Origin of the sequence: Rhodoferax sp. UBA5149, assembly GCF_002413825.1 — a bacterium.
GTDB lineage: Bacteria > Pseudomonadota > Gammaproteobacteria > Burkholderiales > Burkholderiaceae_C > Rhodoferax.
Window position 1 is genome coordinate 2,177 of sequence record NZ_DHXT01000157.1, and the last position, 23,550, is coordinate 25,726.

Genomic DNA, 23,550 nt, shown 5'->3' on the forward strand with positions numbered 1-23,550 from the left:
CTGCTGGCGGCTGAACTGCTAGCCCCCGAAGAATGCGACAACGCCTTTGTCGTCGGTGTATTTTCTTTGCTCGATACCATGTTGGGCATACCCTTGGACAAGGCGCTCGAGTCCATTTCCTTGCCTGAAACCGTGCTCGATGCGCTGCTGCATCACACCGGTGTACTGGCCCCGTTTCTTGAATTGACGAAGGCCTGCGAAAGCGCCAATGACGAGGTGTTTGCCCGCACGGCCACAGCCCTGCGGTTGACCAGTCAACAGGTGAACTGGGCCCATCTGCAAGCCCTGGCGTGGGCCGAGACGCTCACGGACTGAACCGTTCGCAATCCAAACACGCTATCCGCGTGGATGATGGCGGGCATGCATAACTTTCAGCCGCTCCAGCGCCACGTGGGTGTAAATCGTCGTGGTTGAAATATCGGCATGCCCGAGCAACATCTGCACCGCGCGCAAATCGGCGCCATGGTTCAGCAGATGCGTCGCAAACGCATGGCGCAAGGTGTGGGGTGACAAAGGGGCCGTGATGCCCGCGTTGCGCGCATGCTTTTTGACAATCATCCAGAACATCACACGGCTCATGGCGGTGCCGGCCTTGGCGCCCCGATGGGTCACAAACAAATCTTCGGTCTGCTTGCCCGCCAGCAAGCTGGGGCGCGCCCCACTCAGGTATTGAGTGATCCAGACACTGGCCACCTCGCCAAAGGGAACCAGCCGTTCCTTGTTGCCCTTGCCAAAAACACGCAACACGTTTTCCGACAGGCTCACATTGAAGACCTTGAGCGTCACCAACTCACTGACGCGCAGGCCGCTGGCATACATCAGCTCCAGCATGGTGCGGTCGCGCACGCCCAAGGCAGTGTCGGTATCCGGCGCCGCCAGCAGCGCCTCGACTTGATGCTCGGTCAGGGTCTTGGGCACCCGCAGGGCCTGTTTGGCAGCCTGCAGTTTGAGCGTGGGGTCGGTGACAATGAGGTGCTCACGCAAGGCCCAGCGGAAATAGCGCTTGAACACCGTCAGCCGCCGGTTCGCGGTGGTGGCCTTGCTGGCACTGTGCTGCGCGGCAAAGTAGCCGTTCAGGTCGTTCTCAATCGTGTCTGTCAACATTCGCTCGCGCCCCTGAAGCCAGGCGGCATAAAGCGTCAGATCACGCCGGTAAGCGGAGAGCGTGTTTTTTGACAAACCCTCTTCCAGCCACAAGGCGTCGATAAAGGCGTCGATCGACGCATCAAGGCGGCGGTCGGTCGTCACTCGAGCTTGAGTCTGGCCGTATCAACCACTTTTTTATAGACTTCAAACTCGGCCTTGATCTGCGCTGCGAACTGTTCGGGCGTGTTGGCAACGATGATGGAGCCGGTTTCTTCGATCCGCTTTTTCACCACGGGGTCTTCCAGCGCTTTGCGAACACCGGCGTTGATCTTGTCCACCACCTCTCTGGGCAAGCCCTTGGGGCCGTAGATGCCGTAGTAGGCCATGCGATTCACCGGCTCCAGCCCGACTTCCTTGAAGGTCGGCACATTCGGTAACTGGGACAGCCGCTGCGGTGCCGCCACCACGATGGGAATCAGACGGTTGGACTGAATGAAGGGCATGGAAGACGGCAGATTGTCAAACGTCATCGATACCTGGCCCGCGACCGTGTCATTGAGGGCCGGGCCCGCGCCCCGGTACGGGATGTGGGTCACAAACGTACCACTCAAATTCTTGTACAGCTCCATCTGCAAATGGCCAATGCCGCCGGTGCCCGACGACGAATACGAGTATTTTCCGGGGTTCTTTTTCAGTTCGGCAAGAAAGCCTTTGTAGTCTTTCGCCGGGAAACCGGGGTGCACCGCAATCACATTGGGTGTCGCGGCAATATTGATGATGGGCGTGAAATCGGTCAGCGGGTTGTACGGCGTGCGCGGGTTGATCGCCGGATTGGCGGCCGTGGTGGACACGGTGGCCATGCCCAGCGAGTAGCCATCAGGCGCCGCCTTGGCCGTCTCGTTGGCGCCGATGATGCCGCCGCCACCGGCCTTATTCTCCACCACGACCACCTGGCCCAAAGCCTTGCCCAGTGCGTCCGAGATGGTGCGGGCAATGATGTCGGTGGTGCCGCCCGGTGCAAAAGGCACTTGCAGCTTGATGACCTTGTTGGGGTAGCCCTGCGCCATGGCGGAGCTGGCGACGGCGAGCAAACTTAAAGCGAATAGAGTTCGACGATGCATGATGGTTGGACTTCTCACGTTCGAGAGTGAATGAACATTCAACGCACAGTTTACCGTCGCACCGCACATTCCGACGGTGTTTAGCACCTAGGGGCAAACCCGAGGGCTGCCGCCGTCACCGCCGGGCCTCCTTTTTTTTCAGGGCCATTTTGGCTGGTATTCTCGTCGGGTGAATTTCGCCCAACTTCTATTTCCCGACTTCTCCCTGATTCTGTGCGGCTACCTGGTGTGCCGCTATACCGCGCTCAATCGCACGGTGTGGGAGCAGGTCGAGACCCTGGTGTATTTCCTCTTCTTCCCGGTCCTGCTGTTTCACTCCATCGTGAAAAGCCCGCTCGACGTCGCCTCGGCCTCCAGCCTGATTGGCGCCGGCTGGGCTATGGGCCTCACCGGCATCACCCTGGCCTATTCACTCCCTCACCTACCCTGGCTAGGCCGCTACATCCCGAAACGGGAGCACGCGGCCAGCGCCCAGGTGGCTTTTCGTTTCAATTCGTTCATCGGTCTGGCACTGGCCGACCGTCTGGCAGGCCCGCAGGGCTTGTTGTTGATAGCGGTGCTGATAGGCGTGTGCGTGCCGCTCTTCAACGTCGGCGCGGTGTGGCCGATGGCCCGTCATGCGCAACGCGGCTTCCTGCGCGAGCTGGTGCGCAACCCGCTCATCATTGGCACGGCATCCGGTCTGGCGGCGAACCTGCTGGGCTTTAGCTTGCCGGTCTGGCTCGAGCCCTCGCTCAGCCGCATCGGGGCGGCCTCTCTGGCGCTGGGTCTGATGGCAGCCGGGGCTGGCATGCAATTCGGTGCGCTCAGCAAAGCGAAGACGCTGGCCGTGGCGGTGCTGACGATCCGCCATTTCTTGCTGCCGCTGGCGGCACTGGGGTTTTCGCACCTGTTTCGTCTCGACCCGGTACAGACCACCGTTCTGCTGGCTTTTTCCGCCTTGCCAACGGCGTCCAGCTGCTATGTGCTGGCGGCGCGCATGGGTTACGACGGCGCCTACGTGGCGGGGCTGGTGACGCTGTCTACCTTGTTGGGCCTGGTCAGTTTGCCGTTTGCGTTGGGGGTTCTGAGGTCGCTATAAATTCGATAGCTATCGGCGCTTATTCTACGGGGGCCACAGCTCAAAAACATTCAAAGATCCAGCGCCCAGGCCACATGCTCTCGCACCAGCGCGCTCGGGTGGCCAGCGCGTAGCGTGAGGGCTTGCACCAGCGCTGGATCAGCCCCCGCGCGCAACGCATTACCCATCGCCACCGCAATATTCCTGAGCCAGCGCTCGTGCCCGATGCGCCGGATCGGACTGCCTTCAGTGAAGCGCAAAAAATCTTCTTCACTCCAGCCAAATAACGTCACCAGCTGACTGCCCGCCAAGCCCTGGCGCTCGTCAAAATCGGGCAAGGCGCTGCGCTGCGCGAACTTGTTCCACGGGCAAATCAGCTGGCAGTCATCACAGCCATAGATACGGTTGCCGATCAGGGGGCGCAGTTCCAGCGGGATCGACCCCGCATGCTCGATAGTGAGGTAGGAGATACAACGCCGGGCGTCGAGCTGCTGCGGCGCAAGAATAGCTTGGGTCGGGCAGACATCGATGCAGGCACTGCAGCTGCCGCAGTGGTCCGTCACCGGCTCGCTCAAGGGCAGCGTCAAATCAACATAAATTTCGCCCAAAAAAAACATCGAACCGGCCTCGCGACTGAGCAGCAAGGTGTGCTTGCCGCGCCAGCCCTGGCCGCTGCGCGCCGCCAGCTCGGCCTCCAGCACCGGCGCGGAATCGGTGAACACGCGGTGCCCGAACGGGCCCAAATGATCCGCGATTCGGTCGCTCAAGTGTTGCAAGCGCTTACGCAATACCTTGTGATAGTCCCGCCCACGGGCGTAGACTGACACGATGCCCTCGCTCGGTCGCGCCAGCCGCTCAAACTCGATGGCCTGCCAACCGTCGGGCGTGGTTTCGGGCAGATAGTCCATGCGCACGGTGATCACGCTCACGGTGCCGGGTACCAGTTCAGCGGGGCGGGCTCGTTTGAGACCATGCGCCGCCATATAACCCATGTCGCCATGAAAACCACGGGCCAGCCAGGCCGATAATCCGGCTTCAGATGAAGACAAATCCACACCGGCCACGCCAATTTGGGAGAATCCCAGTTCCCGGGCCCACGCCTGAATGTTGGACACCAATTGGCTGCTGTTGAAATGAGTGATGGGATGGGTCACACCCCCATTGTAAAAAGCTTGCTCTGGCCGGATGAAACCGCCACGCAATTGTTTGCCGAGGCGCTGGCCGAGCAGCCGACTCTGCGCCATGCCTTTATCGAATTGCACGGTGAGCTGGGTGCGGGCAAGACCACACTGGTGCGCCATCTGCTGCGCGCCCTCGGGGTCCAGGGCCGGGTCAAAAGCCCGACCTACGCCGTGGTGGAACCCTACGAATTGCCGGGCCTGAATATCTGGCACTTCGACTTTTACCGCTTCAGCGACCCACGTGAGTGGGAAGACGCGGGCTTTCGCGACATCTTTGCCAGCCCCGGCCTGAAGCTGGCCGAATGGCCAGAAAAAGCGGCTGGATTCCTGCCGCGCGCTGATTTGACCCTTCACCTGGAAGCGATGGATGATGACGCCAGGCAGGTGACGCTGAGCGCACAGACGGCCACCGGCATGGCTTTGCTTCAAGCGATCAGTCCGGCGATGTCTCACGCGCAGCCCTACCCTCCAGGGGAGCGACCATGAAACGCCGCAGCCTCCTGCAATCCGGCGCACTGGTGCTCGTGCTGGGCACACAACAGCTGGCGCGCGGCGCCACGATCCTGGCCGTGCGGGTGTGGCCGGCACCGGACTACTCGCGCGTCACCATTGAATCGGACACCCAACTCAGGGCCAAGCAGTTCTTTGTCGCCAGCCCGCCGCGCCTGGTGGTGGACATCGAGGGCATCGAGCTCAATCCGGCCTTGAAGGAACTGGTGGCCAAAGTGGGCGCCGCCGACCCCACCATTGACGGCATTCGGGTCGGGCAATACGCGCTTGGGGTGGTGCGTCTGGTGGTGGACTTGAAGCAGGCCATCACGCCCCAGGTATTCTCACTACCCCCGGTCGCGGCCTACCGGCACCGGCTGGTGTTCGATCTGTATCCGACCCAAGTCACTGACCCACTGGAGGCGCTGATTGCCGACCGGCTCAAAGACAGCGCGGCGGCCCGGCCATCCTCCGACCCTCTGGGCGATCTGATCGCCCAGCAAACTCAAAACCCAGGCGCCAGGTCCGATGGCGGGGATGCCATGGCGGCACCGGCCACGCCCGCGTCTGCTACGCAATCTGTAGCTGCTAATGTAATAAACACGGGGGCTAGCGGCGTAAATAGCTTAAAGAGATCGAATGACCCCAAAGCCAAAGCCGACACACCTGCAGCCACCGACCGCCTGATCATTATTGCGCTGGACCCCGGCCACGGCGGCGAAGACCCCGGTGCCATCGGCCCCGGCGGCACCCGCGAGAAAGACGTGGTGCTGCGCCTGGCGCACCGGCTGCGAGACCGCATCAATGCCAGCAGCATCAAGGGCAACACCATGCGCGCCTATCTCACGCGCGATGCCGATTTTTTTGTGCCGCTGCACGTGCGCGTGCAAAAGGCGCAGCATGTGCAGGCGGACCTGTTCGTCAGCATCCACGCCGATGCGTTTTTCACGCCGCACCCGCAGGGCGCCAGCGTCTTTGCCCTGAGCCAGGGCGGGGCCTCCAGCACGGCAGCGCGCTGGATGGCGGCGCAGGAAAACAAGGCCGATCTGGTTGGCGGTTTGAACATCAAGGCCAAGGATGCGCAAGTCAAGCGCACCCTGTTTGACATGAGCACCACGGCCCAAATCAACGACAGCCTGAAGCTGGGCGGCGCCATGCTGGGTGAAATCGGCCGGGTCGGCAAACTGCATAAAGGCAAGGTCGAGCAAGCCAGCTTTGCAGTGCTCAAAGCGCCCGATATTCCCAGTGTGCTGGTGGAAGCCGCCTTCATCAGCAACCCCGAGGAAGAAGCCAAGCTCAACAGCGACGCCTACCAGGAGCAACTGGCCAGTGCCCTGATGCGCGGCATTGAAAGCTACTTCTCGAAGAACCCGCCATTGGCCAGGAACCGCACCGTCAGTTAGATCAGCGCCCCGTCAGGAGGCTTTCTCAATGGGGGGCATGGCGGCTGCGCTCAGGCGCCACGCAGTCATCAGAGTTGGACCGGTTTGCGCCGCGACTTCCAGGCGCCAAACAAAATCACCAGCCCGGGAATCAGGATCATGACCCAGATGATTTTGTCCAGATTCGCCTTCACAAACGAGATGTTGCCGAAGAAATAGCCAATGGTGATGATGCCGACCACCCACAGCGTGCCGCCGATCACGTCAAAAAAAGTGAAGCGGGTCCGGGTCATCTTCGCCACGCCCGCCACAAAAGGCGCAAAGGTGCGCACAAAAGGCATGAAGCGCGCGGCCACGATGGTGATGCCGCCATAGCGCTCGTAAAAATCATGCGCCCGGTTGAAGGCCGCTTTATTGAACAGGCGGGAGTTTTCCCACTTGAAGACCCGCGGACCAAAGTGGCGCCCGAGGGCGTAGTTGGACTGGTTGCCGAGCACGGCGGCAGCCAGCAGCAGCCCCACCGACATGGGGTAACTCATCAGCCCCACGCCGCACATGGCGCCGACCACGAACAGCAATGAGTCCCCTGGCAGAAACGGCATCACCACGACACCGGTCTCGACAAAAATCACCAGAAACAGCAGCGCATAAACCCACAGACCGTAGTTGCGCACGAAGGCCTCCAGGTATTTGTCGACGTGCAGGATGAAGTCAAGGAGAAAGGTCAAAAGTTCCATAGGGCTGGATTATCCCTGCCTATTTAGAATAGCCCGGTGAACGCTGTCCTAACGCCCCTTCCCCGCCGCCCCATCCGCGAACTGCCCGACGAGCTGATCAGCCAGATTGCCGCCGGTGAGGTGGTTGAACGCCCGGCCTCGGTGGTGCGCGAGCTGCTCGACAACGCCCTGGACGCCGGGGCCACGCAAATTGCGGTGCGGCTGCTAGCCGGCGGTGTGCGGCTGATCGCGGTGGAAGACGATGGCGTCGGCATCCTGTTTGATGAGCTGTCCATTGCCCTCAAACGCCACGCCACCAGCAAGATCAGCAACCTGCTTGACCTGGAATCGGTGGCCACCATGGGGTTTCGCGGCGAGGCCCTGGCCGCTATCAATTCAATAGCTGACTGCGCCCTATTGTCGAGGGCCAGCGGCCAATCCAGTGCTTATCTCCTGGACGGCCGCACGGGCGAGCTCAAACCCGTGGCGCGCAGCACCGGCACCACGGTGGAGGTGAAGGAACTGTTTTTCAGCACCCCGGCGCGGCGCAAATTTCTCAAAACCGACGCCACCGAGCTGACCCACTGCGTGGAGGCGGTGCGCCGCCACGCGCTGGCGCGGCCCGATGTGGGCTTTGCCATCTGGCACGAGGGCAAGCTGGTGGAGCAATGGCGCCGCTGCGAAGGCCCCGGCGCCCTGGAGCAGCGCCTGGCCGATGTGCTGGGCCGCGACTTTGTCGAGCGCTCGGTGCGGGTGGACTACCGCAGCAGCAGCAACAGCCACTTGCAAAGCGCCCCCACGGTGCGGGTGTGGGGCCGCGCCGGCATTCCGGACGCCGCACGCTCGCGGGCCGACCAGCAGTTTTGCTATGTCAACGGCCGTTTTGTGCGCGACAAGGTGCTGACCCACGCCGCGCGCAGCGCCTACGAGGACGTGCTGCATGGCCACCGCCAGCCGGTCTATGCGCTGTACATCGAGATCGACCCGGCGCGTGTGGACGTCAACGTGCACCCGACCAAGATCGAAGTGCGCTTTCGTGATAGCCGCGAAGTGCACCAGGCGGTACGCCATGCGGTGGAGGATGCGCTGGCCGCGCCACGTGCTGGCACGGGCACACAGGCGCAGACCGCCTACGCGCCAACGGCCGGAACAATTCGCCCGGCGCTGACCCCAAATACCACACCCCATCCAACTTATGAGGAAAATAGGCCTCCAGCCCCCATGTACTCTGCGCAGCCAGCTATCAATTTTGAAGCAACTGCCGGGCACCGGGTTAGCGACCTGGGGCTGCTGTGGGGTCCCCCCAGCGTTCGCACGGAGCCCGTCGAAGTGCCTGCCGCAAACTGGCCCCTGGGCCGCGCCCTCGCCCAACTGCAGGGCATTTACATCCTCGCGGAAAATGAGCAAGGCCTCATCATTGTGGACATGCACGCCGCCCACGAGCGCATTGTCTACGAGCGACTCAAAGCCCAGCTGCCTGTTCATGGCGCTGTTGACGCCTCTGCGGATGCCGCTGGCATGGTCAGCGCATGGTCCAGCCTGTCCAGTCAGCCGCTGCTGATTCCCGTCACCTTTGCCGCCACGCCCCAGGAGGTGGCCACCGCCGAAGCCCACCACGAGACCCTGAAAACGCTAGGGCTGGAGATCACCCCTTTTTCACCGAAAACCCTGGCGGTGCGCGCCGTGCCAACCACCTTGGCCCAGGGCGATGCGGTCGAACTGGCCAGAGGCGTGCTGGCGGAGTTGGCCCAACACGAGGCCAGCACCGTGATCCAGCGCGCGCAAAACGAATTGCTGGCCACCATGGCTTGCCATGGCGCGGTGCGCGCCAACCGCCGTCTGACGCTGGAAGAAATGAATGCCTTGCTGCGCCAGATGGAAGCCACCGATCGCTCCGATCAGTGCAACCATGGCCGCCCCACTTGGCGGCAGGTCACGATCAACGACCTGGACAAGCTGTTTTTGCGGGGGCGCTAGTCAACGTCGCCCAGCACGAATTCATCAACCGGATACGACACCTGCGGGTCATGTTGCGCCAGCTCACGTTCCATGGCCAGATGATGCTTATGGATCAGGCCGTGAAACTCCGCGAACGGTCCGGTCAGCAGGTAGACCGGCTGCCGCGTGTCTGGGTGAAACCCGGCCAATCCAGTGGCAGCCCCAGACCACGCACGCTCCGCCTCCGCCAGACCCAGGCCAAGCAGATCACCCATGAGCTGAGCGCGTGTTGTCTGGGGATGCATCTCGCACAGCGCCTCCAGCCTGGACGCAAGCTCAATCGGCAATCTGAATGAATACCTTTTGCGGGCAAGGCGCAGGCCGCCCTCATTTGGCGCCTTCGTCGAGTCAGCAGGATTTTTGACCTTCATGGCACAGCCAGCTCACTCTTCTTCAATCCGTGGCGGCTGCCCCTCCGCGGGACCTCCCGTTTCAGGGTCGATCCAGTCTGAGATGCCGATCTCGTCTTCGGCCTCCTGAAGTGTTTCGCCGGGCTCCGGCGCCTGCTCGTCGGCAGCCCCCATGTCAGCCAGGGCCAGTTCCAGGCTTTCAAACGGCCCAAAGCCGTGTTTGCCGTCAGGCGCCTGCCAATAGTAGCCATCCGGTCGCACCGTGATCTGATCCATACGACTGTCTGCAAGCGATTCTTCTTCCTCCTCGATCACTGGTCTTTTGCTCACACCCGTCACTGGCACTTTACGCATTTTCATGCTCCTCGCATCGAAATAAGCTTCAATCAAACAAGACTACGCGCCATGGAAATTAGATGTTTGACAATGCTCAAGCGCTTGCGATGCACCCTCCTATTTCCAGCGCTCAATGCGGCAATCGGCTAAGCTGCCATATACTGTACTGTCCGTACACTTTAGGGATTCATCATGTCTGCCAATGCGAGCTATGGCTTAGAACAAGCCCGTATCCAATTGCCGTCCATCATTTCCAATGCCCATGCGGGTATTGCCAGCATCATCACGCGGCATGGCAAACCTTATGCAGCCATCGTGCCCATACAGGATTTCCAAAAATCACGCGCCGCCTCTGATGCTGCATCGGGTTTATTGGCACTGCGCGGTACGGGTCGTGGCTTGTGGGGTGCTAACGTTGGTCAGACAATTGCTGAGTTACGCGACGAGTGGGGTAATGCATAAATGAAAAGCAAAGCTCCTCGCCTATGGGCGGGCCTTTCGCGAGGTGCCACTGTGATGGTTGATACCGCCCCCTTCATTTACGTGCTTGAATCCCACCCGCAATTCGCCGATCAATTTGTAGGCTTGTTTGAAGCAGCGGCAGCGGGTGATTTGACTATTGCACTTTCGACCATCACGCTGGCTGAAGTCTTGACCGGTCCGTTCAAAGCGGGGCAAACTGCACTGGCCAAGCGCTATGAGAAAGTCTTGTCGCAGTACTCCGTCATTCCGGTTTCAACGCCGATTGCGGCTTTGGCCGCGCAGCTGCGTGCACAGTACCGACTGAAGCTGCCAGACGCGATTCAATTGGCAACGGGCTTGGATATCGGAGCGGCCGCTTTTGTGACGCATGATCGCGACTTTTCCCAGGTCACCGGGGTAGAGATTTTGACGGGAGACAAAGCTTCCACTGCATAAGCATCCGATCCATGGCGCTTCGCCTATTGCTTGCGTGAGGTCGCTGAATTCGATGGCCTGATGTTCAAGTATGTCAAGGTTTGGATGCTGGACGCACAACGGAAAAACCCCGCAAGCGTCGCCGCTTGCGGGGGTTTTTGGGATGCATTACCGAACACGGCGAACCGTGCCCTGGTGTTGTCACTGTGACCCATCTGCGGTCACGCGACTTCTGTTACTTCTGTTACTTCTTCTGTCTGTAGAGCGCCGCGTTCTTGGCAGCATCCTTGTTGGGCTGTTTGGCGACGATCAGTTGACTGATCGCCGCGTATATGTCTTCCGTGAGGACTTTATGGCTAACCAGCCAGGCCTTGCTGCCATACGGACGGCCTGCAATGATCTTGGTGGCTTCTGAGTCCGTGATGCCGGGGAGTTTCTTAAGTTCGGCGCTGCTGGCGCTGTTGATGTCAACCAGTTTGACCTTGGCCGCGGCTTTGCCTTTGGCAGCCACTTTAGCTTTAGCGTCATTTTTGGTGGCCTGGGCCTTGCCGACCGCCGGTTTGGCCGTATCCGTCGGAGCGTCAGCGGCAAGGGATAAGTTCGCGCTCAGCAGCAAGGCGGCGGTAGTCAGCACAATGGAAAAAAAGCGCAGTTTCATGAGGTTCCTTCTGAATGAATTTCGGTTAGTTTAGCGGCAAATCGGGCCTCAAAAAATTACCCGACTGCGTTGCCGCACCCGGGTAATTTGGATTTATCTGCATCAAGACATGAACTACATCTTGATGCTGCCGTCATCGGAGAGAAACAGGCCTTGCACCTATTTCTCCAGCCCGGCTATTGGTGAACGTCAGCAATCGGTGCAATCCTGCCTGGACCGTGGCAGACCAGGCACGATTCAGTGGTCTTCATTGCAACACTGCGCGGCTGGTAGAACGAACCGTGGTTATCACCGTAGTGGCTTATGGCCTTACCACTGTCGTGGCAAGCCGAGCAAGCAGCGGTGATTGGTGAGGACACCAGATCAGTACCCGTGCCAGCAGTAATCGTGCCAGTAGCCGAACTAATCTTCGGAGGAGTGCCATAGTCGGCACCACTGATCAAGTCATACGCCAATACGCCACTACCCACAGATCCAACTTGTGGTGCTGCTATGTTGGTCGACAGTACATTTGTGCCGTTGGCCGCGTTGACATTGAGCATGCTGCCCACCAAAGCGTCGGTGTACTGGTTGGCACTGAAGTCATAGGTACCGGCTTCATGACACTGCTTGCAGTCTTTCAAGACACCCGGGTAAAGGAGGCTTGAATAGTTGCTAGTGGCCGTAGCATGCCATGAGAACGGCACCGTGCGTTTCGAGGCTCCGTGGATACCGTGAACCCAGACCCTAAACGACGCTCCTAAGCCGGTGCTGCCGCCCTGATTTGGTGTATGGCAAGCGGCGCACATGGCAATGCTGTAGTTGCCGCCATGGAAGTTCGGCGATGTGCCGAGCCGGTCATGACAGGAATTGCATTTGGCTTCTTTGAAAATCACGCGGCGTGCCACGTTAGCCTTGCCGTCTGGTGTGTTACCCGTGGCGGCCACCATGGCCGGAATACCAGGGAGCACATTGGCATTTGCGTCGGTGAAAGCACCGGCCATCAAGCCCGTAACCATCTTTGCGTCAGCAGGCAATGTCAAGGCATGACTTGGTGTGACTACACCATTCCGAGTGCTGGCAGTGCTGGCTGCAATGGTCGCAGTGTAGGTATTGGTTGCATCAGGGACGCTCAAACTATTCCCGTTAACACCTGCCCATAGATCGGTCAAGCTCACTGTGTCATGGCCGCTGTTCCAGTCAGATGGTGCCACGATTAGGTCCTGTCCCGTCGCATAGGCAACAAAGAACGCCGGTCCACCGGTAAAGCCGGTAATGGGCGCTGCGCCAACCGCATAGGCATTGAATGCAACGGCTGTACCATTCTTCAGCACTTGGAACTTGACCACAGCCTGCTTGCTGACATTGACGGTCACACCGCTGATCTTGTACTCAAACGTGGACACACCCGCCTTGACAACTGGATTGTTTTTGGAGGCAACAGTCAAACGGTGATAGACGGGAATGGTCGTTGCATCATGGCACGTGATACAAAGCGAGTTGTCGGCCTTAGCGCCACCAAGGTGGCCGTTAGCCACGGTACCCGTGATGATTGTGGGTCCAGTGGTTTTGCCCAAACCGGTCGCAAAGTCGATGCCGTCATGGCAAGAGCCGCAAGCCAGGATACTGGGGACATTCTTAAAATTGTCGCCATTGGCTGTCTTGTTGGCATTGACACTGCCGTCAGATTTTGTGGCTGAGCCATCGTGACAGGTCGTGCAGTTCGCCGGGCTTTGTGGCAGACCCGTGAGGTTGTAGCACTGGCCCTTGTTCGAACTGGTGGAATCGCACCCAATACTGCCATTTGCTTTCTTGGCATGTGCATTCAGGTTGTAGCCGGTCTTTGTCAGTTCGTCACCCATGTGCGTCTGGTGAATCATGCGTGGATAGTCAAACGCCGACTTGCCGTTGACCCGCTTGTAGCCGATCGCACTGGTGTCATCGTAGCCAGTCGCGGTCGTAGGCGCTTCGGCAAAACCGTATTTGGTCTGGTCGGTGTGGCAAGTGACGCAGAGTCTTGGATCATTCCGACCAATGCTGACGCCGGGGACGGCAGCATTGGTGCTGGCATGACCGATACCCTTATTGTCGTGGCACGAGGCGCACGAACTTTTCACAACGATGTCGCGCGTGGCCGTGACGGCACCACCAGCGGGAACAAAGTCGAAGCCCATGTTGAAAGTGTTAGCCAAAGGAACAGCAGCCGTGGACGCAGCAACACCCGTTGGGGTTGCGGTTCCGGTGCCGGGTTGGCTACCGGTGATCATGATACCCAGACGGTGTGTCAGGGTAGCATCGTAAGTCGTGTCGCCCAAATCAGCCTTCAGGTTGTTGCCCGAGTCGGTCAGACCGGCAACAATCGCTGCTGACTGCTTGATATCCCGATAGAAAGTGTACTGGTAGGTACCGTCGCCATTACCAACCAAGGTGCCTTGATTGTCGGCCGATGGGTAGGTGCCAAGCCAGCTTACTCCTCCGTTGACAACTGCTCCGGTGGTTCCCGCAGCGACCGGTTTGGTCACTATGTAGCTGACCCACTTGCTGGGCTCGCCGTTCGCGCCGGGCACCAATTTGGCCAGCGTGAACGACAAGTTGTAGTTGGCAGGCACAACCGCACCAGGGGCTTTGGGGCTTGGGTTTGTGGCTTGACCGTCAAGACCAACCACCGGATTGCCATTTTGGTCTGTCACCTTGAATGTAACCACAGGCGGGCTGTTGATGGAGACAGAGATGCTCGCGGGATCAATCTTGGGTGCCAGTGCTATCCACTGAGCGGCAGGCAGGCTCACAGCATTGACTGTGGCGACGGCATTCGTGCCGTTGGTACCATTCGTACCGTTGGTACCATTCGTACCAGCCGCACCGTTCGTACCATTGCTACCACCACCGCAACCTGCGATGGCGGCGGCGAGCACGCTGGCCGCCGCAAACTTGAGCCAACGAGACGAAGGTCGATACTTGTTCGACAGGTCAAGATACTTCATGAGGGGCCTCCTTAGGGTTTAAGTTGATTGAGAGGAAGGAATGTTTCACGAGAGGCTCCTTAGAGGTTAAAGGTACAGACTTCACGGGACAATTCTCATTGAAGGTCTACTTATTAGATATAGGACGCCGATGAAAATCAGCATAGGAATATTCCCATAACCAGTCAGAGACCTTGCGTCCAAAAACCCACTTTCGGGTTCGCGACATCTACAGTAGGATTCAGGATGACTTCCATGGCCGTTTACGGTGGGGACCATCAACCTACATGTGCAACAGCGGCGACAGCACACCACCAATAACGGTCCATGCCGTATAAATAACAATGACGGCAGGGACTGCGGCGAACGAGAGTTTGATGAGGAACCAAAACATTGTCCTGAACTTCATATCCAGGTCGGACACATCAACGGGCAGCGAACGCGCGGGATCCAGGGGTATCGCCCCGCAATGGGGACAACTGGCCGCAGAGTCGCTGACTTGGGCTTTACATTCGTAGCAGTCTATTAGCACGATAATTCCTTTCGATTCGATCAGCCAGCATGGGTCAGAAGAAAAACGGGGCGCCTATTGCCGACCCCGTTCTTCCTGTGCTTGTCGTAGGGTTATTTCTTCGCTGCGCCAGTTGGAAGGATCGAAAGCCCTTGGCTGCGGCCATCAAGCCGATCTACACCGCTCCCACTGCCGAGGCGGCACTGGCCGAACTGGATGCGTTTGAGAGCGGGCCTTGGGGCAAGAAATTCCCCACCGTGGTGGGTAAGTGGCGCAGGGTCTGGGACAAGGTAATTTCCTTCTTTGCCTTCCCTCCAGACGTTCGCCGCGTGATCTACACGACCAACGCCATTGAGAGCGTGAACGCCAGGCTGCGCAAGATACTCAAGACCAGGGGGCACTTCCCCAATGATGATGCGGCCACCAAATTGATCTGGTTGACGCTGCGCAATATCACCGCCGACTGGGCTCGGGCCTCGCCCCATTGGCAGGCGGCGATGAATCAGTTTGCCATTCTGTACGAGGAGCGTTTTACCCAGGCCGCATAGCCTGCAAAAGTCCCTTGGCTGTCATCTGGAGCAACGTCTGTGGCGTGGCGTGGGTTAGTGCATGGGCACATGCACAACCGGGGACGCCTCCGGCGGCCTAGCAGGAGCCTATTTGAAAATACCAAAATCTGAACACCGTCAAACCTCAGCTAACATCCCAATCGCCTCACACACTGAAATTCGGACACTCCCCCAGCAGGTTGAGCAAATAGACAGGCTCGCAGTAACCGCTACAAAGACAAAATCCATTTGATCAAATTTTTCTGTTCTTTCGGGTCTTTGGTGTCAATGATTTTGTGCTCTTCTTCTGTGCCGTCCTCAAATTTGACTTTAGGACCGGTGGTGATTTGCTTGAGCAACTTTTCCTCGGCATCGGCCTTACCCTTATATTTGGCCGCTATCTTTTTATAGGCCGGGCCTTTTTTGGTTTTCTCAACAGAGTGGCACTTAAAACAATCGTTCTTTTTTGCCAGTGCCATCGCCGCATCGGCATCGACCTCGGCGTGCGCTGGGGCGAAGGTTGCGAACGCCAAGATAACGGATGCGCTGACCGTGAGAAGGGGTGACTTGTACATGCAAATACTCCTGAAGATGAGGTGATAAAAATAGGTTTGATTGATTTTTTAGAACGTAATTCAACTTAACAATGCAATTCGGCGTTTCAAATTCCGGCATGGTCAAGGCAAGCCATGGCCAATCCAATCTTCATTGGGATGACGCAAGCCAACGTTGAACTTTTATACAGCGCTGGGCTACCTGGAAACCTCACTCGCAATCGTTTGAGCTAGACGGTATTCCTTCCAAGGTCTATTTGACGGGATAGGCCAAATCAGCACGCCTGTTTTGCGCATACGCTGTTTCCTCATGCCCCATGGCTTTGGGCTTCTCTTCTCCGAAACTGACCGCTTCCATTTGCGAATCCTTCACGCCATAAATCTTGAGGGTCTTGAGAACGGCTTCCGCCCGCTTCTGACCGAGCGCGAGGTTGTATTCCGTGCCTCCCAGTTCATCCGTATTTCCCTGAATCTTGATCGAAACCGCGGGATGGGTTGCCAGGAACCTGCCGTGAAGTTCCATCAAAGGCGCAGCGTTTGGTTTGACAGCCGCTTGGTCAAAATCGAAGTAAACACTTCGCTCTTTGTAGAGCGGATTAAGAGGATCTAGGTAAGGTGAAAGCGGCGTGGCGGCTACAGCGACGGGCACTGTGGGCTTGTTCGCAGCTGCAGGTAACGTTGTGGCGGGGGTCGCTACTTTTGCAGCCATGGGAGGGGCGACTGGCGTGCTGCTACACGCAGCCAACAAAATGGTCGCGCCCATCACGGCACCGAGAGCAAGGCGCTTTTTAACACTCATTCCAATTCTCCTAAAGAAATAGACAAACACAATCGATTTGGTATCAAGCACTCGGGACAATCTGACACGAGGCAATTGGGATCCAAAGTTCTAACGAAGGCCCCCTGCCTTGGCACAACGCTTGTGCAACGGACCATTCTTTTGCAATGGCAATTACTTCGATTCCACCGGTTCGCCAGTCACCGGATCGAAATAGATCTCTACTCTTTTTCCAACATGGTTCAGGCCATAAATTTCGTAGCAACCATGGCTGACTTTGAAGGTTTTGATCTGATAGCCCTTCGCGGTGAGGTCTTTCTTGAAGTCGGATTCCGTCATCCATTTGTCTTTTGGTGCGTTGCAGGCCGTCCCCGCCATTGCCGCGCTTGAAATGGCAAGGATGATCAAGACTGTAGAAATGCTTTTCATGCAAGTGCTTTCTGTGATTTGAGTGCAGGCGCGTGGGTGCCAACTTGAAGTATTCTTGCGCCCTAAACTTAGGCGAAACTTAAGATGCGACACGGGACATACCAATACCGTCACTCTGCGCCGTGGTTGGAGGCTCCTTTAAGTCTCGCTTAAGTCTGCGTGGTCACCATTGCAGAAACTTGTTTCAACGTGGATCAAACTGAACGATCAATCGGCGTTTTGAGTCTCGCCACGTTTTGATCCAACCAAACAAATCAAATTAATGGCGTCTCTTCAATGATCAACACGATTCGAACCCAATACGGCAGCGTTCATCCAGACCGATGTCAATAAAAATACTGAGGCAGGTTTTCCTTCTATGTGCAATTTTTTACGCGACAAGTGGGTATTCCCTTCAGCTCAATTCCCGGCACGTGATAGTTATCCGCGATGAAGATGGAAAAGTCTTGCTCGAAAAAGGCGCTGATGCGACTGTGCCGATTGCGTCTCTGACCAAGCTCATGACTGCAATGGTCGTCTTGGATAGCAAGCCGGACATGAACGAAATAATATCGATCAGCGCTGCAGACATTGACACGCTCAAACACAGCAAGTCGCATGTTCCAGTGGGAACAACGCTACCCCGCAGAAAAGCATTTCAGCTCGCTTTGATGTCATCTGACAATCGCGCGGCTGCATCACTGGCTCGCACCTATGCGGGAGGCAATGTCGCCTTTATCATTGCTGTTAACGTAAAACTCAAGGCACTGGGTATGACCCATACTGTGATAAAGGAGCCGACGGGTTTGTCCCCGGACAATACGTCAACAGCCGCTGATTTGGCCAAGATGGCAATGGCCGCATCGCACTATCCTGAGATCGCCAACATCACCACTGACAGTTCTGACCTGATCAATATGAACGGCCGAGGTGTCACGTTTCACAATACCAATCATCTGGTTGGCAAAAAAGGGTGGGGCATTCTCTTGTCCAAAACCGGATTCACCAATGAAGCAGGTCACTGCTTGATCATGCGAATTCATCAGGCGGGCAAAAGCGCGACCCTGGTCTTGCTGAACGCCAAAGCCAGCTCCTCCACGCTGTTCGATGCCTTGAACATTCGTCATTTTCTAACCAGTCCGATGATTTTGCGATCTTCAATGCCGGCGGGGCATCCTCGATTTCGTCACGCCCACCGATAGATGGTGACGATCATGTCACGTACGGAATGACTTTTTTCTACCACCCAGACGACGTCACTTTGACGCAGATTGGAACTACTTTCATATGAACAGTTTTTTTCGTCAATGCTGCACTGGAATATTCTTCAGTGGCCTGCTTGTTTGTGTACAGGCGCAGGAGTTTCGTCTCGGGTTTGTCAAAACAGACCGAATTTTCAAAGAGGCGAATGCCGCCAAGACTGCCCAGGCGGCGCTCGACCGCGAATTTTCCAAGCGCGACAAGGACATCATTGATCAGGGTAATCTGTTGAAATCGGCGACCGACAAGTTTCAAGTCGAAGCGCCGACCTTATCCCAGGCTCAGCGCGTCGCCCGACAGAAGCAGCTGGCGGATCAGGATCGCGAATTTCAACGCAAGCGCCGTGTTTTTCAAGAAGATCTGAACGTCCGAAAAAACGAGGCGTTACAGCAAGTGATTATGAGCGCCAATAAGGTTATCAAACAGGTAGCCGAAGCGGAAAAATATGATCTGGTGCTACAAGATGCTGTCTATGTCAATCCAAAGCACGACATAACAGACAAAGTTCTCAAGATATTGGATGCGGAGAGTACCAAATAGCAGGGACCAAGACGTATCTTAAAAGTCAAGAGGCAATCCTGCTTTTTCGCGAAAAAAGTGATGGGAAAACCTTGACCGCTGGCATTCACCGTTGAAAGAGAATCTATCCATGCGCTTACTGCTTGTAGAAGATGACTTGATGATCGGAGAATCCGTTCTGGATTTGCTCCGGGCAGAGGGCTACGCAGTCGACTGGGTCAAAGACGGCGAAATGGCCGACACGGCGTTAGACGCTCAGACCTATGACCTGGTCCTACTGGACCTTGGCCTGCCACGACGTGATGGGCTCGCCGTCTTGCGAAAACTGCGCTCGCGCAAAGACCGTACACCGGTACTCATCGCCACTGCACGGGACGCGGTAAAGCAGCGTGTCGAAGGCTTGGACATGGGAGCTGATGACTACATTGTCAAACCCTATGAGTTAGATGAACTTCTGGCTCGCATACGTGCGCTGATACGCCGCGCTGCCGGACGCGCAGAACCTGCGTACGAACACCTCGGCATCACCATCGACCCTGTGACCCGGAAGGTCACTGTTGACGGGCAGCCAGTGGTGCTTTCCTCTCGTGAATGGTCTGTCTTGCAGCTGTTGCTTGCTCGGCCGGGCGTGGTCCTTTCCCGAAAGCAACTCGAAGAGAAGCTTTACAGTTGGAAAGACGTGGTCAACAGCAATGCCGTTGAGGTGTACATCCATGGACTGCGAAAAAAACTCGGCACGGGTCTCATCCAGAACGTGCGGGGTGTCGGTTACATGATTCCCAGAGGTACGGCTTGAGCTCGCCACTCTCCCACTCACTGCGCGCGAGACTTTTTTGGTTCCTCCTTGCCGCAATCATTCTTACGGCCGGGGCGCAAGCCATCATCGCCTATCGCACCGCATTGACGGAGGCGGATGAGATCTTTGACTATCAAATGAAGCAAATGGCAATGTCGCTGCGACCCGGCTTACCGATAGGCGGCGATCTTGGTGAGCGGTTTACTACCAACGAGGAAGAAAACTTTGACTTCGTAATCCAGGTATGGACCTCCGACGGGTTGCGCGTATTTCAGTCCACTGCGCGGGCTGAGTTGCCTCAGCGCGCGGTGCTTGGTTTCTCTACGGTTCAAGCCAGAGGCACCACCTACCGGTTGTTTTCAGTCGTGGCGGGCTCTCAAGTTATTCAAGTGGCACAGGATCTCGCGGCTCGACGCCAAATGGCAGGCACCTTGGCATTGCGCACAGTCAGTCCTATCGTGGTGATGGTGCCGCTATTGATGTTGTTGGTCTGGTGGGTGGTCAGTACGTCTCTGGCTCCGGTCTCGCGTGTGCGGCAACAAGTCGCTGCACGCCAGGCAAATGAATTGAGTGAAGTCAGCGAGGATGGTTTGCCTGATGAGATTAGCCCTCTGGTTCATGAATTGAATCTCTTGTTCCTCCGGGTGCGCCAGGCATTCGATGCGCAGAACAACTTTGTTGCGGACGCGGCCCACGAGCTGCGTTCGCCGCTTGCGGCGCTAAAGTTGCAAATTCAAGGCTTGCGCCGTGCCAACGATGATGCTGCGCGTGAAGTGGCAGTCAATAGGCTCACTGCCGGCATCGATCGTGCCACAAGGTTGGTTGAGCAACTGCTGGTATTGGCGCGGCAGCAGGCGAATTCAGCAATCGACGCTAAAAATTCTCCTGTTGACTTAGCGACGTTGGCGCGGCTCGCGCTGGCTGATGTGGCTGTCGCCGCAACAACGCGGCAAATTGACCTTGGCCTGGTCCACGCGGATGAGAGTCTGGTGATGGGACACGAGGAAGCCCTGCGCGTCCTGATGCGCAATCTGCTAGACAACGCGATCAAGTACACCCCTTTGGGCGGAACAGTAAACCTAGCAATCCACTGCAATCGCGGCCTGACCATTCTGACAATTGACGATAGCGGACCAGGTATCCCACCAGAAGACCGTGAGCGGGTACTTGACCGTTTTTATCGGGTGCCCGGCGCACAAGGAAGCGGTAGCGGCCTGGGTTTGGCAATCGTCAAGACGATCGCAGATTTGCACCGCGCGACCTTATCTATTGATAGCTCCGCAAGTTTGGGAGGACTTCAAGCCACGGTCATCTTCACAACGGTTACACGAATTACCGAGAATGGCTCATCTGTGAAGGGCTTGAGTCATGCGAGTAAAGATGAAAGTGTTTAAGTCCCACCTAAGTTGAGGTTCTGATAATTAAGTTGTGGTTTTCCTCAACTTCTTGAAAGGACCTCTCATGAATACGCATCTATTTACTTTTCGGCAGATCGTACTGGCACTGGTTTCAGCTGGCGTCATAGGTGGTGCCGGTGTTAGTGCCTTGAGCTTGACGCGCGCCCAGGCTGCCACGTCCATTGCACCCGCCTCGACAACACCTGCGCCGGCAATTGCGCTGCCCGATTTTTCGCAAATCACGGCGCGAAACGGTGCGGCGGTGGTGAACATCAGCGTGAGTGGCATGACCAGGACGGCAAGTGCCGACGCGACCGATGGCCCGGCAACGCAACACCGTGGTATGCCAGGTCTGCAGCCGAACGATCCGTTCTTTGAGTTCTACAAGCGCTTCCAGGGTCCAAACGGTGGACCCTTGGGACAACGCGATATACCGCAACACGCCCAGGGCTCTGGATTCATCATCAGCGCAGATGGCGTGATTCTGACCAACGCTCACGTCGTTCGCGACGCAAAGGACGTGACTGTCAAACTAACCGATCGCCGCGAGTTCCGAGCAAAAGTGTTGGGTTCAGACCCAAAGACCGACGTGGCGGTACTCAAGATCGACGCAAAGGACCTGCCGACCGTGCCACTGGGCAACACGCGAGACCTGAAGGTTGGTGAATGGGTGCTCGCCATCGGTTCGCCATTCGGCTTCGAGAATAGCGTGACAGCGGGTGTCGTGAGCGCCAAGGGGCGCTCGCTGCCGGATGATAGTTTTGTACCTTTCATCCAGACTGACGTGGCCGTAAACCCGGGGAACTCCGGTGGTCCTTTGTTTAACACTCGCGGTGAGGTGGTTGGGATCAATTCACAAATTTACAGTCATACCGGCGGCTATCAGGGCCTGTCTTTCGCGATTCCAATCGAACTGGCGACCAAGGTCAAGGAACAGATCATTGCCACCGGCAAGGCCAGCCATGCGCGTTTGGGCGTCGCGATACAGGAGGTCAACCAGACTTTCGCGGACTCGTTCAAGCTCGACAAGCCCGAAGGTGCGCTGGTGTCCGCAGTTGACACGGATAGCCCCGCAGACAAGGCTGGCCTCAAAAGCGGCGACGTGATCCGCAAAGTCAATGGTCAGCCCATCGTTGCCTCCGGTGACCTCCCCGCTCTGATTGGCGCTGCATCGCCGGGAGACAAGGTCACCCTCGAAATCTGGCGTCAGGGTAAGCGCGAAGAGCTCACAGCCAGGCTCGGCGACGCCAGCGAGAAGGCTGAGAAAACGGCCAGGGCCGACGACGGGGCCAGCAAAGGCAAGCTCGGGCTGGCATTGCGTCTGCTTCAGCCACAGGAAAAGCGTGAAGCCGGGGTCACCAACGGCCTCGTGGTCGAGGATGCCACTGGCCCGGCGGCCCTCGCCGGTGTGCAACCAGGCGATGTGCTGCTGGCTGTCAACGGCACTCCGATCGAGAGCATTGACCAAGTGCGCGCGATAGTGGCCAGGTCTGAAAAATCCGTGGCGCTGCTAATCCAACGTGATGGAAACAAGATCTTTGTGCCGGTGCGCGTAGGCTGATTCACTGCCCTTACGAAAAGACGGTGTCCGGGACAGGGCACGTTATTGCATTGCATTGCATTGATCCGCCGCCTCAAGACGTCTTTAGGAAAATTGAAATGAAACCCCTGATCCACAAGGCCGCTACGATCGCCATTGTTGGCGCGTTAATGATGGGCAGTATGTTTGCGACAGCTACCACGGAGCTGCCGCCAGTTCACAAAAGTGGCAAGGTCGAATACCTCAGCGGCGGTATCGGCTTCAACGAGTCCACTGCGATGCAAAATGTCAGTACGCACTGGCCGCTGACGCTTGAGTTCACCGTGAACGACAAACCACGTGCCTACTTCGCTGCCAATGTCAAAGTGGTTATCCGTGATGCCGCAACAAATGTCACGTTGCAGGTGAAATCCGACGGCCCCTTCTTGCTGGTCAGAGTAGCGCCCGGGAAATACACCGCTGAGGCTACTTTGACGGGCAAGACTTTGCACCAGACCTTGATCGTCGGGTCAGGCCACCCGACGAAGGTGGTATTTGTATGGCCGGCAGGCACAGGCGAGAGTCGTCCGTAATGGACCCCGTTGCGCTGCCGCCTTCGCACTGCGTTGATACAGCGGGGAAGCTGTTCCCCCGCGGACTCTCGGCCCATATTTTGCCCACCTCGGCGACGATGATCGGGGTATGCATGACGGTATTGTCGATTGGTCATCTCGGGTCCGGCGGGCAATGGCGCATGTTGATTGACAAGTTGCTGGCCGTGGACGCCCTGGTGTTCCTGGTGAGCGCACTGCTGTCGTTCATTTCGATGCGATCAAGCCGTTTCGGGGCGCCTTATGAAGCTCGCGCTGAAGTTGTTTTCATCGGTGGACTCGGATTGTTAGCGCTCGGAGCCGTAGCGCTGGCATTTGCCATCAGTTGAACAGAAGATCAGCGAGGAGAAAATATATTGGTAGATGTCGAATCACTGCGGCATGTGTCATATCGGCACATCGCTCCGCAGGGTGCGTCAGAGGCAATCTCCTT

24 protein-coding genes and 2 pseudogenes are annotated in these 23,550 nt (G+C 57.4%); 15 read left to right on the plus strand and 11 right to left on the minus strand.

Translation table 11 applies throughout. The features are described 5' to 3' along the window. Positions 1-315, plus strand: a pseudogene (locus B3V69_RS13640) (EAL domain-containing protein); the annotation flags it as partial. Positions 316-336: 21 nt separating this feature from the next. Here the strand turns inward: B3V69_RS13640 and xerD are convergent. Both xerD and B3V69_RS13650 read right to left on the minus strand, forming a co-directional pair. Continuing rightward, the gene (gene xerD / locus B3V69_RS13645) at positions 337-1,248 is read right to left on the minus strand and encodes a site-specific tyrosine recombinase XerD (protein WP_296447392.1); all 912 of its coding nucleotides are present in this window, start codon (positions 1,246-1,248) and stop codon (positions 337-339) included. Then, on the minus strand, positions 1,245-2,207 hold the full coding sequence (locus B3V69_RS13650; protein WP_296447394.1) for a tripartite tricarboxylate transporter substrate binding protein BugE: 963 nt from the start codon (positions 2,205-2,207) through the stop codon (positions 1,245-1,247). The genes xerD and B3V69_RS13650 overlap by 4 nt, the downstream gene beginning before the upstream one ends. A 169-nt stretch (positions 2,208-2,376) precedes the next feature. On the opposite strand from B3V69_RS13650, the gene B3V69_RS13655 reads away from it, so the two are divergent. Then, positions 2,377-3,288, plus strand: a complete 912-nt coding sequence (locus tag B3V69_RS13655) for an AEC family transporter (RefSeq protein WP_296447396.1) — start codon at positions 2,377-2,379, stop codon at positions 3,286-3,288. A 50-nt stretch (positions 3,289-3,338) separates the two neighbouring features. On the opposite strand, the gene queG is transcribed toward B3V69_RS13655, so the two are convergent. Continuing rightward, positions 3,339-4,373 (minus strand): tRNA epoxyqueuosine(34) reductase QueG, encoded by a 1,035-nt coding sequence (gene queG / locus B3V69_RS13660; protein WP_296447462.1) that lies wholly within the window; start codon positions 4,371-4,373, stop codon positions 3,339-3,341. Between the two features lie 39 nt (positions 4,374-4,412). Between queG and tsaE the strand changes: the two genes are divergently transcribed. Continuing rightward, entirely contained in the window at positions 4,413-4,934 is a 522-nt protein-coding gene (tsaE, locus tag B3V69_RS13665) for a tRNA (adenosine(37)-N6)-threonylcarbamoyltransferase complex ATPase subunit type 1 TsaE (RefSeq protein ID WP_296447398.1), read from the plus strand. After that, complete coding sequence (locus B3V69_RS13670; protein ID WP_296447400.1) at positions 4,931-6,340, plus strand: N-acetylmuramoyl-L-alanine amidase; 1,410 nt, start codon at positions 4,931-4,933, stop codon at positions 6,338-6,340. The genes tsaE and B3V69_RS13670 overlap by 4 nt, the downstream gene beginning before the upstream one ends. Before the next feature lie 68 nt (positions 6,341-6,408). On the opposite strand, the gene B3V69_RS13675 is transcribed toward B3V69_RS13670, so the two are convergent. Next, the gene (locus tag B3V69_RS13675) at positions 6,409-7,056 is read right to left on the minus strand and encodes a VTT domain-containing protein (protein ID WP_296447402.1); all 648 of its coding nucleotides are present in this window, start codon (positions 7,054-7,056) and stop codon (positions 6,409-6,411) included. A 36-nt stretch (positions 7,057-7,092) separates the two neighbouring features. Between B3V69_RS13675 and mutL the strand changes: the two genes are divergently transcribed. After that, on the plus strand, positions 7,093-9,012 hold the full coding sequence (gene mutL, locus B3V69_RS13680) for a DNA mismatch repair endonuclease MutL (RefSeq protein ID WP_296447403.1): 1,920 nt from the start codon (positions 7,093-7,095) through the stop codon (positions 9,010-9,012). Here the strand turns inward: mutL and B3V69_RS13685 are convergent. Together B3V69_RS13685 and B3V69_RS13690 are read right to left on the minus strand one after the other, a co-directional pair. Beyond that, positions 9,009-9,248 (minus strand): hypothetical protein, encoded by a 240-nt coding sequence (locus B3V69_RS13685; protein WP_296447406.1) that lies wholly within the window; start codon positions 9,246-9,248, stop codon positions 9,009-9,011. The two genes, mutL and B3V69_RS13685, sit on opposite strands and share 4 nt — an antisense overlap. 168 nt (positions 9,249-9,416) lie before the next feature. Further along, the gene (locus B3V69_RS13690) at positions 9,417-9,773 is read right to left on the minus strand and encodes a hypothetical protein (protein ID WP_296447408.1); all 357 of its coding nucleotides are present in this window, start codon (positions 9,771-9,773) and stop codon (positions 9,417-9,419) included. 138 nt (positions 9,774-9,911) lie between these two features. Here B3V69_RS13690 and B3V69_RS13695 point away from each other — a divergent pair, with 138 nt between their 5' ends. Both B3V69_RS13695 and B3V69_RS13700 read left to right on the plus strand, forming a co-directional pair. After that, entirely contained in the window at positions 9,912-10,181 is a 270-nt protein-coding gene (locus tag B3V69_RS13695; protein WP_296447409.1) for a type II toxin-antitoxin system Phd/YefM family antitoxin, read from the plus strand. Between the two features lie 54 nt (positions 10,182-10,235). Then, positions 10,236-10,637, plus strand: a complete 402-nt coding sequence (locus B3V69_RS13700) for a type II toxin-antitoxin system VapC family toxin (protein WP_296447412.1) — start codon at positions 10,236-10,238, stop codon at positions 10,635-10,637. Between the two features lie 223 nt (positions 10,638-10,860). Here B3V69_RS13700 and B3V69_RS13705 read toward each other — a convergent pair whose 3' ends face one another. Together B3V69_RS13705 and B3V69_RS13710 are read right to left on the minus strand one after the other, a co-directional pair. Then, positions 10,861-11,274 (minus strand): ComEA family DNA-binding protein, encoded by a 414-nt coding sequence (locus tag B3V69_RS13705; protein WP_296447414.1) that lies wholly within the window; start codon positions 11,272-11,274, stop codon positions 10,861-10,863. 176 nt (positions 11,275-11,450) lie between these two features. Then, positions 11,451-14,237, minus strand: a complete 2,787-nt coding sequence (locus B3V69_RS13710) for an OmcA/MtrC family decaheme c-type cytochrome (RefSeq protein ID WP_296447415.1) — start codon at positions 14,235-14,237, stop codon at positions 11,451-11,453. A 618-nt stretch (positions 14,238-14,855) separates the two neighbouring features. Between B3V69_RS13710 and B3V69_RS13715 the strand changes: the two are divergent. After that, positions 14,856-15,275: pseudogene (locus B3V69_RS13715) on the plus strand (transposase); the annotation flags it as partial. 230 nt (positions 15,276-15,505) lie between these two features. Here B3V69_RS13715 and B3V69_RS13720 read toward each other — a convergent pair. From B3V69_RS13720 to B3V69_RS13730, 3 genes are all read right to left on the minus strand, one after another. Next, entirely contained in the window at positions 15,506-15,850 is a 345-nt protein-coding gene (locus B3V69_RS13720; RefSeq protein ID WP_296447417.1) for a c-type cytochrome, read from the minus strand. A 232-nt stretch (positions 15,851-16,082) separates the two neighbouring features. After that, positions 16,083-16,628, minus strand: a complete 546-nt coding sequence (gene pal / locus B3V69_RS13725) for a peptidoglycan-associated lipoprotein Pal (protein WP_296447418.1) — start codon at positions 16,626-16,628, stop codon at positions 16,083-16,085. A 153-nt stretch (positions 16,629-16,781) separates the two neighbouring features. Next, complete coding sequence (locus B3V69_RS13730; RefSeq protein WP_296447420.1) at positions 16,782-17,036, minus strand: PepSY domain-containing protein; 255 nt, start codon at positions 17,034-17,036, stop codon at positions 16,782-16,784. Between the two features lie 323 nt (positions 17,037-17,359). Here B3V69_RS13730 and B3V69_RS13735 point away from each other — a divergent pair, with 323 nt between their 5' ends. The 7 genes from B3V69_RS13735 (at position 17,360) to B3V69_RS13765 (ending at position 23,446) form a co-directional block, all read left to right on the plus strand. Further along, on the plus strand, positions 17,360-18,217 hold the full coding sequence (locus B3V69_RS13735) for a serine hydrolase (protein ID WP_349679216.1): 858 nt from the start codon (positions 17,360-17,362) through the stop codon (positions 18,215-18,217). Positions 18,218-18,302: 85 nt separating this feature from the next. Beyond that, positions 18,303-18,815 (plus strand): OmpH family outer membrane protein, encoded by a 513-nt coding sequence (locus tag B3V69_RS13740; RefSeq protein ID WP_296447422.1) that lies wholly within the window; start codon positions 18,303-18,305, stop codon positions 18,813-18,815. Positions 18,816-18,924: 109 nt separating this feature from the next. Next, positions 18,925-19,590: a response regulator gene (locus tag B3V69_RS13745; RefSeq protein WP_296447424.1), complete on the plus strand. Its 666-nt coding sequence runs from the start codon at positions 18,925-18,927 to the stop codon at positions 19,588-19,590. Further along, positions 19,587-20,984, plus strand: a complete 1,398-nt coding sequence (locus B3V69_RS13750) for an ATP-binding protein (protein WP_296447426.1) — start codon at positions 19,587-19,589, stop codon at positions 20,982-20,984. Before B3V69_RS13745 ends, B3V69_RS13750 begins: the two co-directional genes overlap by 4 nt. 67 nt (positions 20,985-21,051) lie before the next feature. Beyond that, the gene (locus B3V69_RS13755) at positions 21,052-22,548 is read left to right on the plus strand and encodes a DegQ family serine endoprotease (RefSeq protein WP_296447466.1); all 1,497 of its coding nucleotides are present in this window, start codon (positions 21,052-21,054) and stop codon (positions 22,546-22,548) included. 98 nt (positions 22,549-22,646) lie between these two features. After that, on the plus strand, positions 22,647-23,099 hold the full coding sequence (locus tag B3V69_RS13760; protein ID WP_296447428.1) for a hypothetical protein: 453 nt from the start codon (positions 22,647-22,649) through the stop codon (positions 23,097-23,099). Continuing rightward, entirely contained in the window at positions 23,099-23,446 is a 348-nt protein-coding gene (locus tag B3V69_RS13765) for a hypothetical protein (protein ID WP_296447430.1), read from the plus strand. The genes B3V69_RS13760 and B3V69_RS13765 overlap by 1 nt, the downstream gene beginning before the upstream one ends. Positions 23,447-23,550 lie beyond the last annotated feature (104 nt).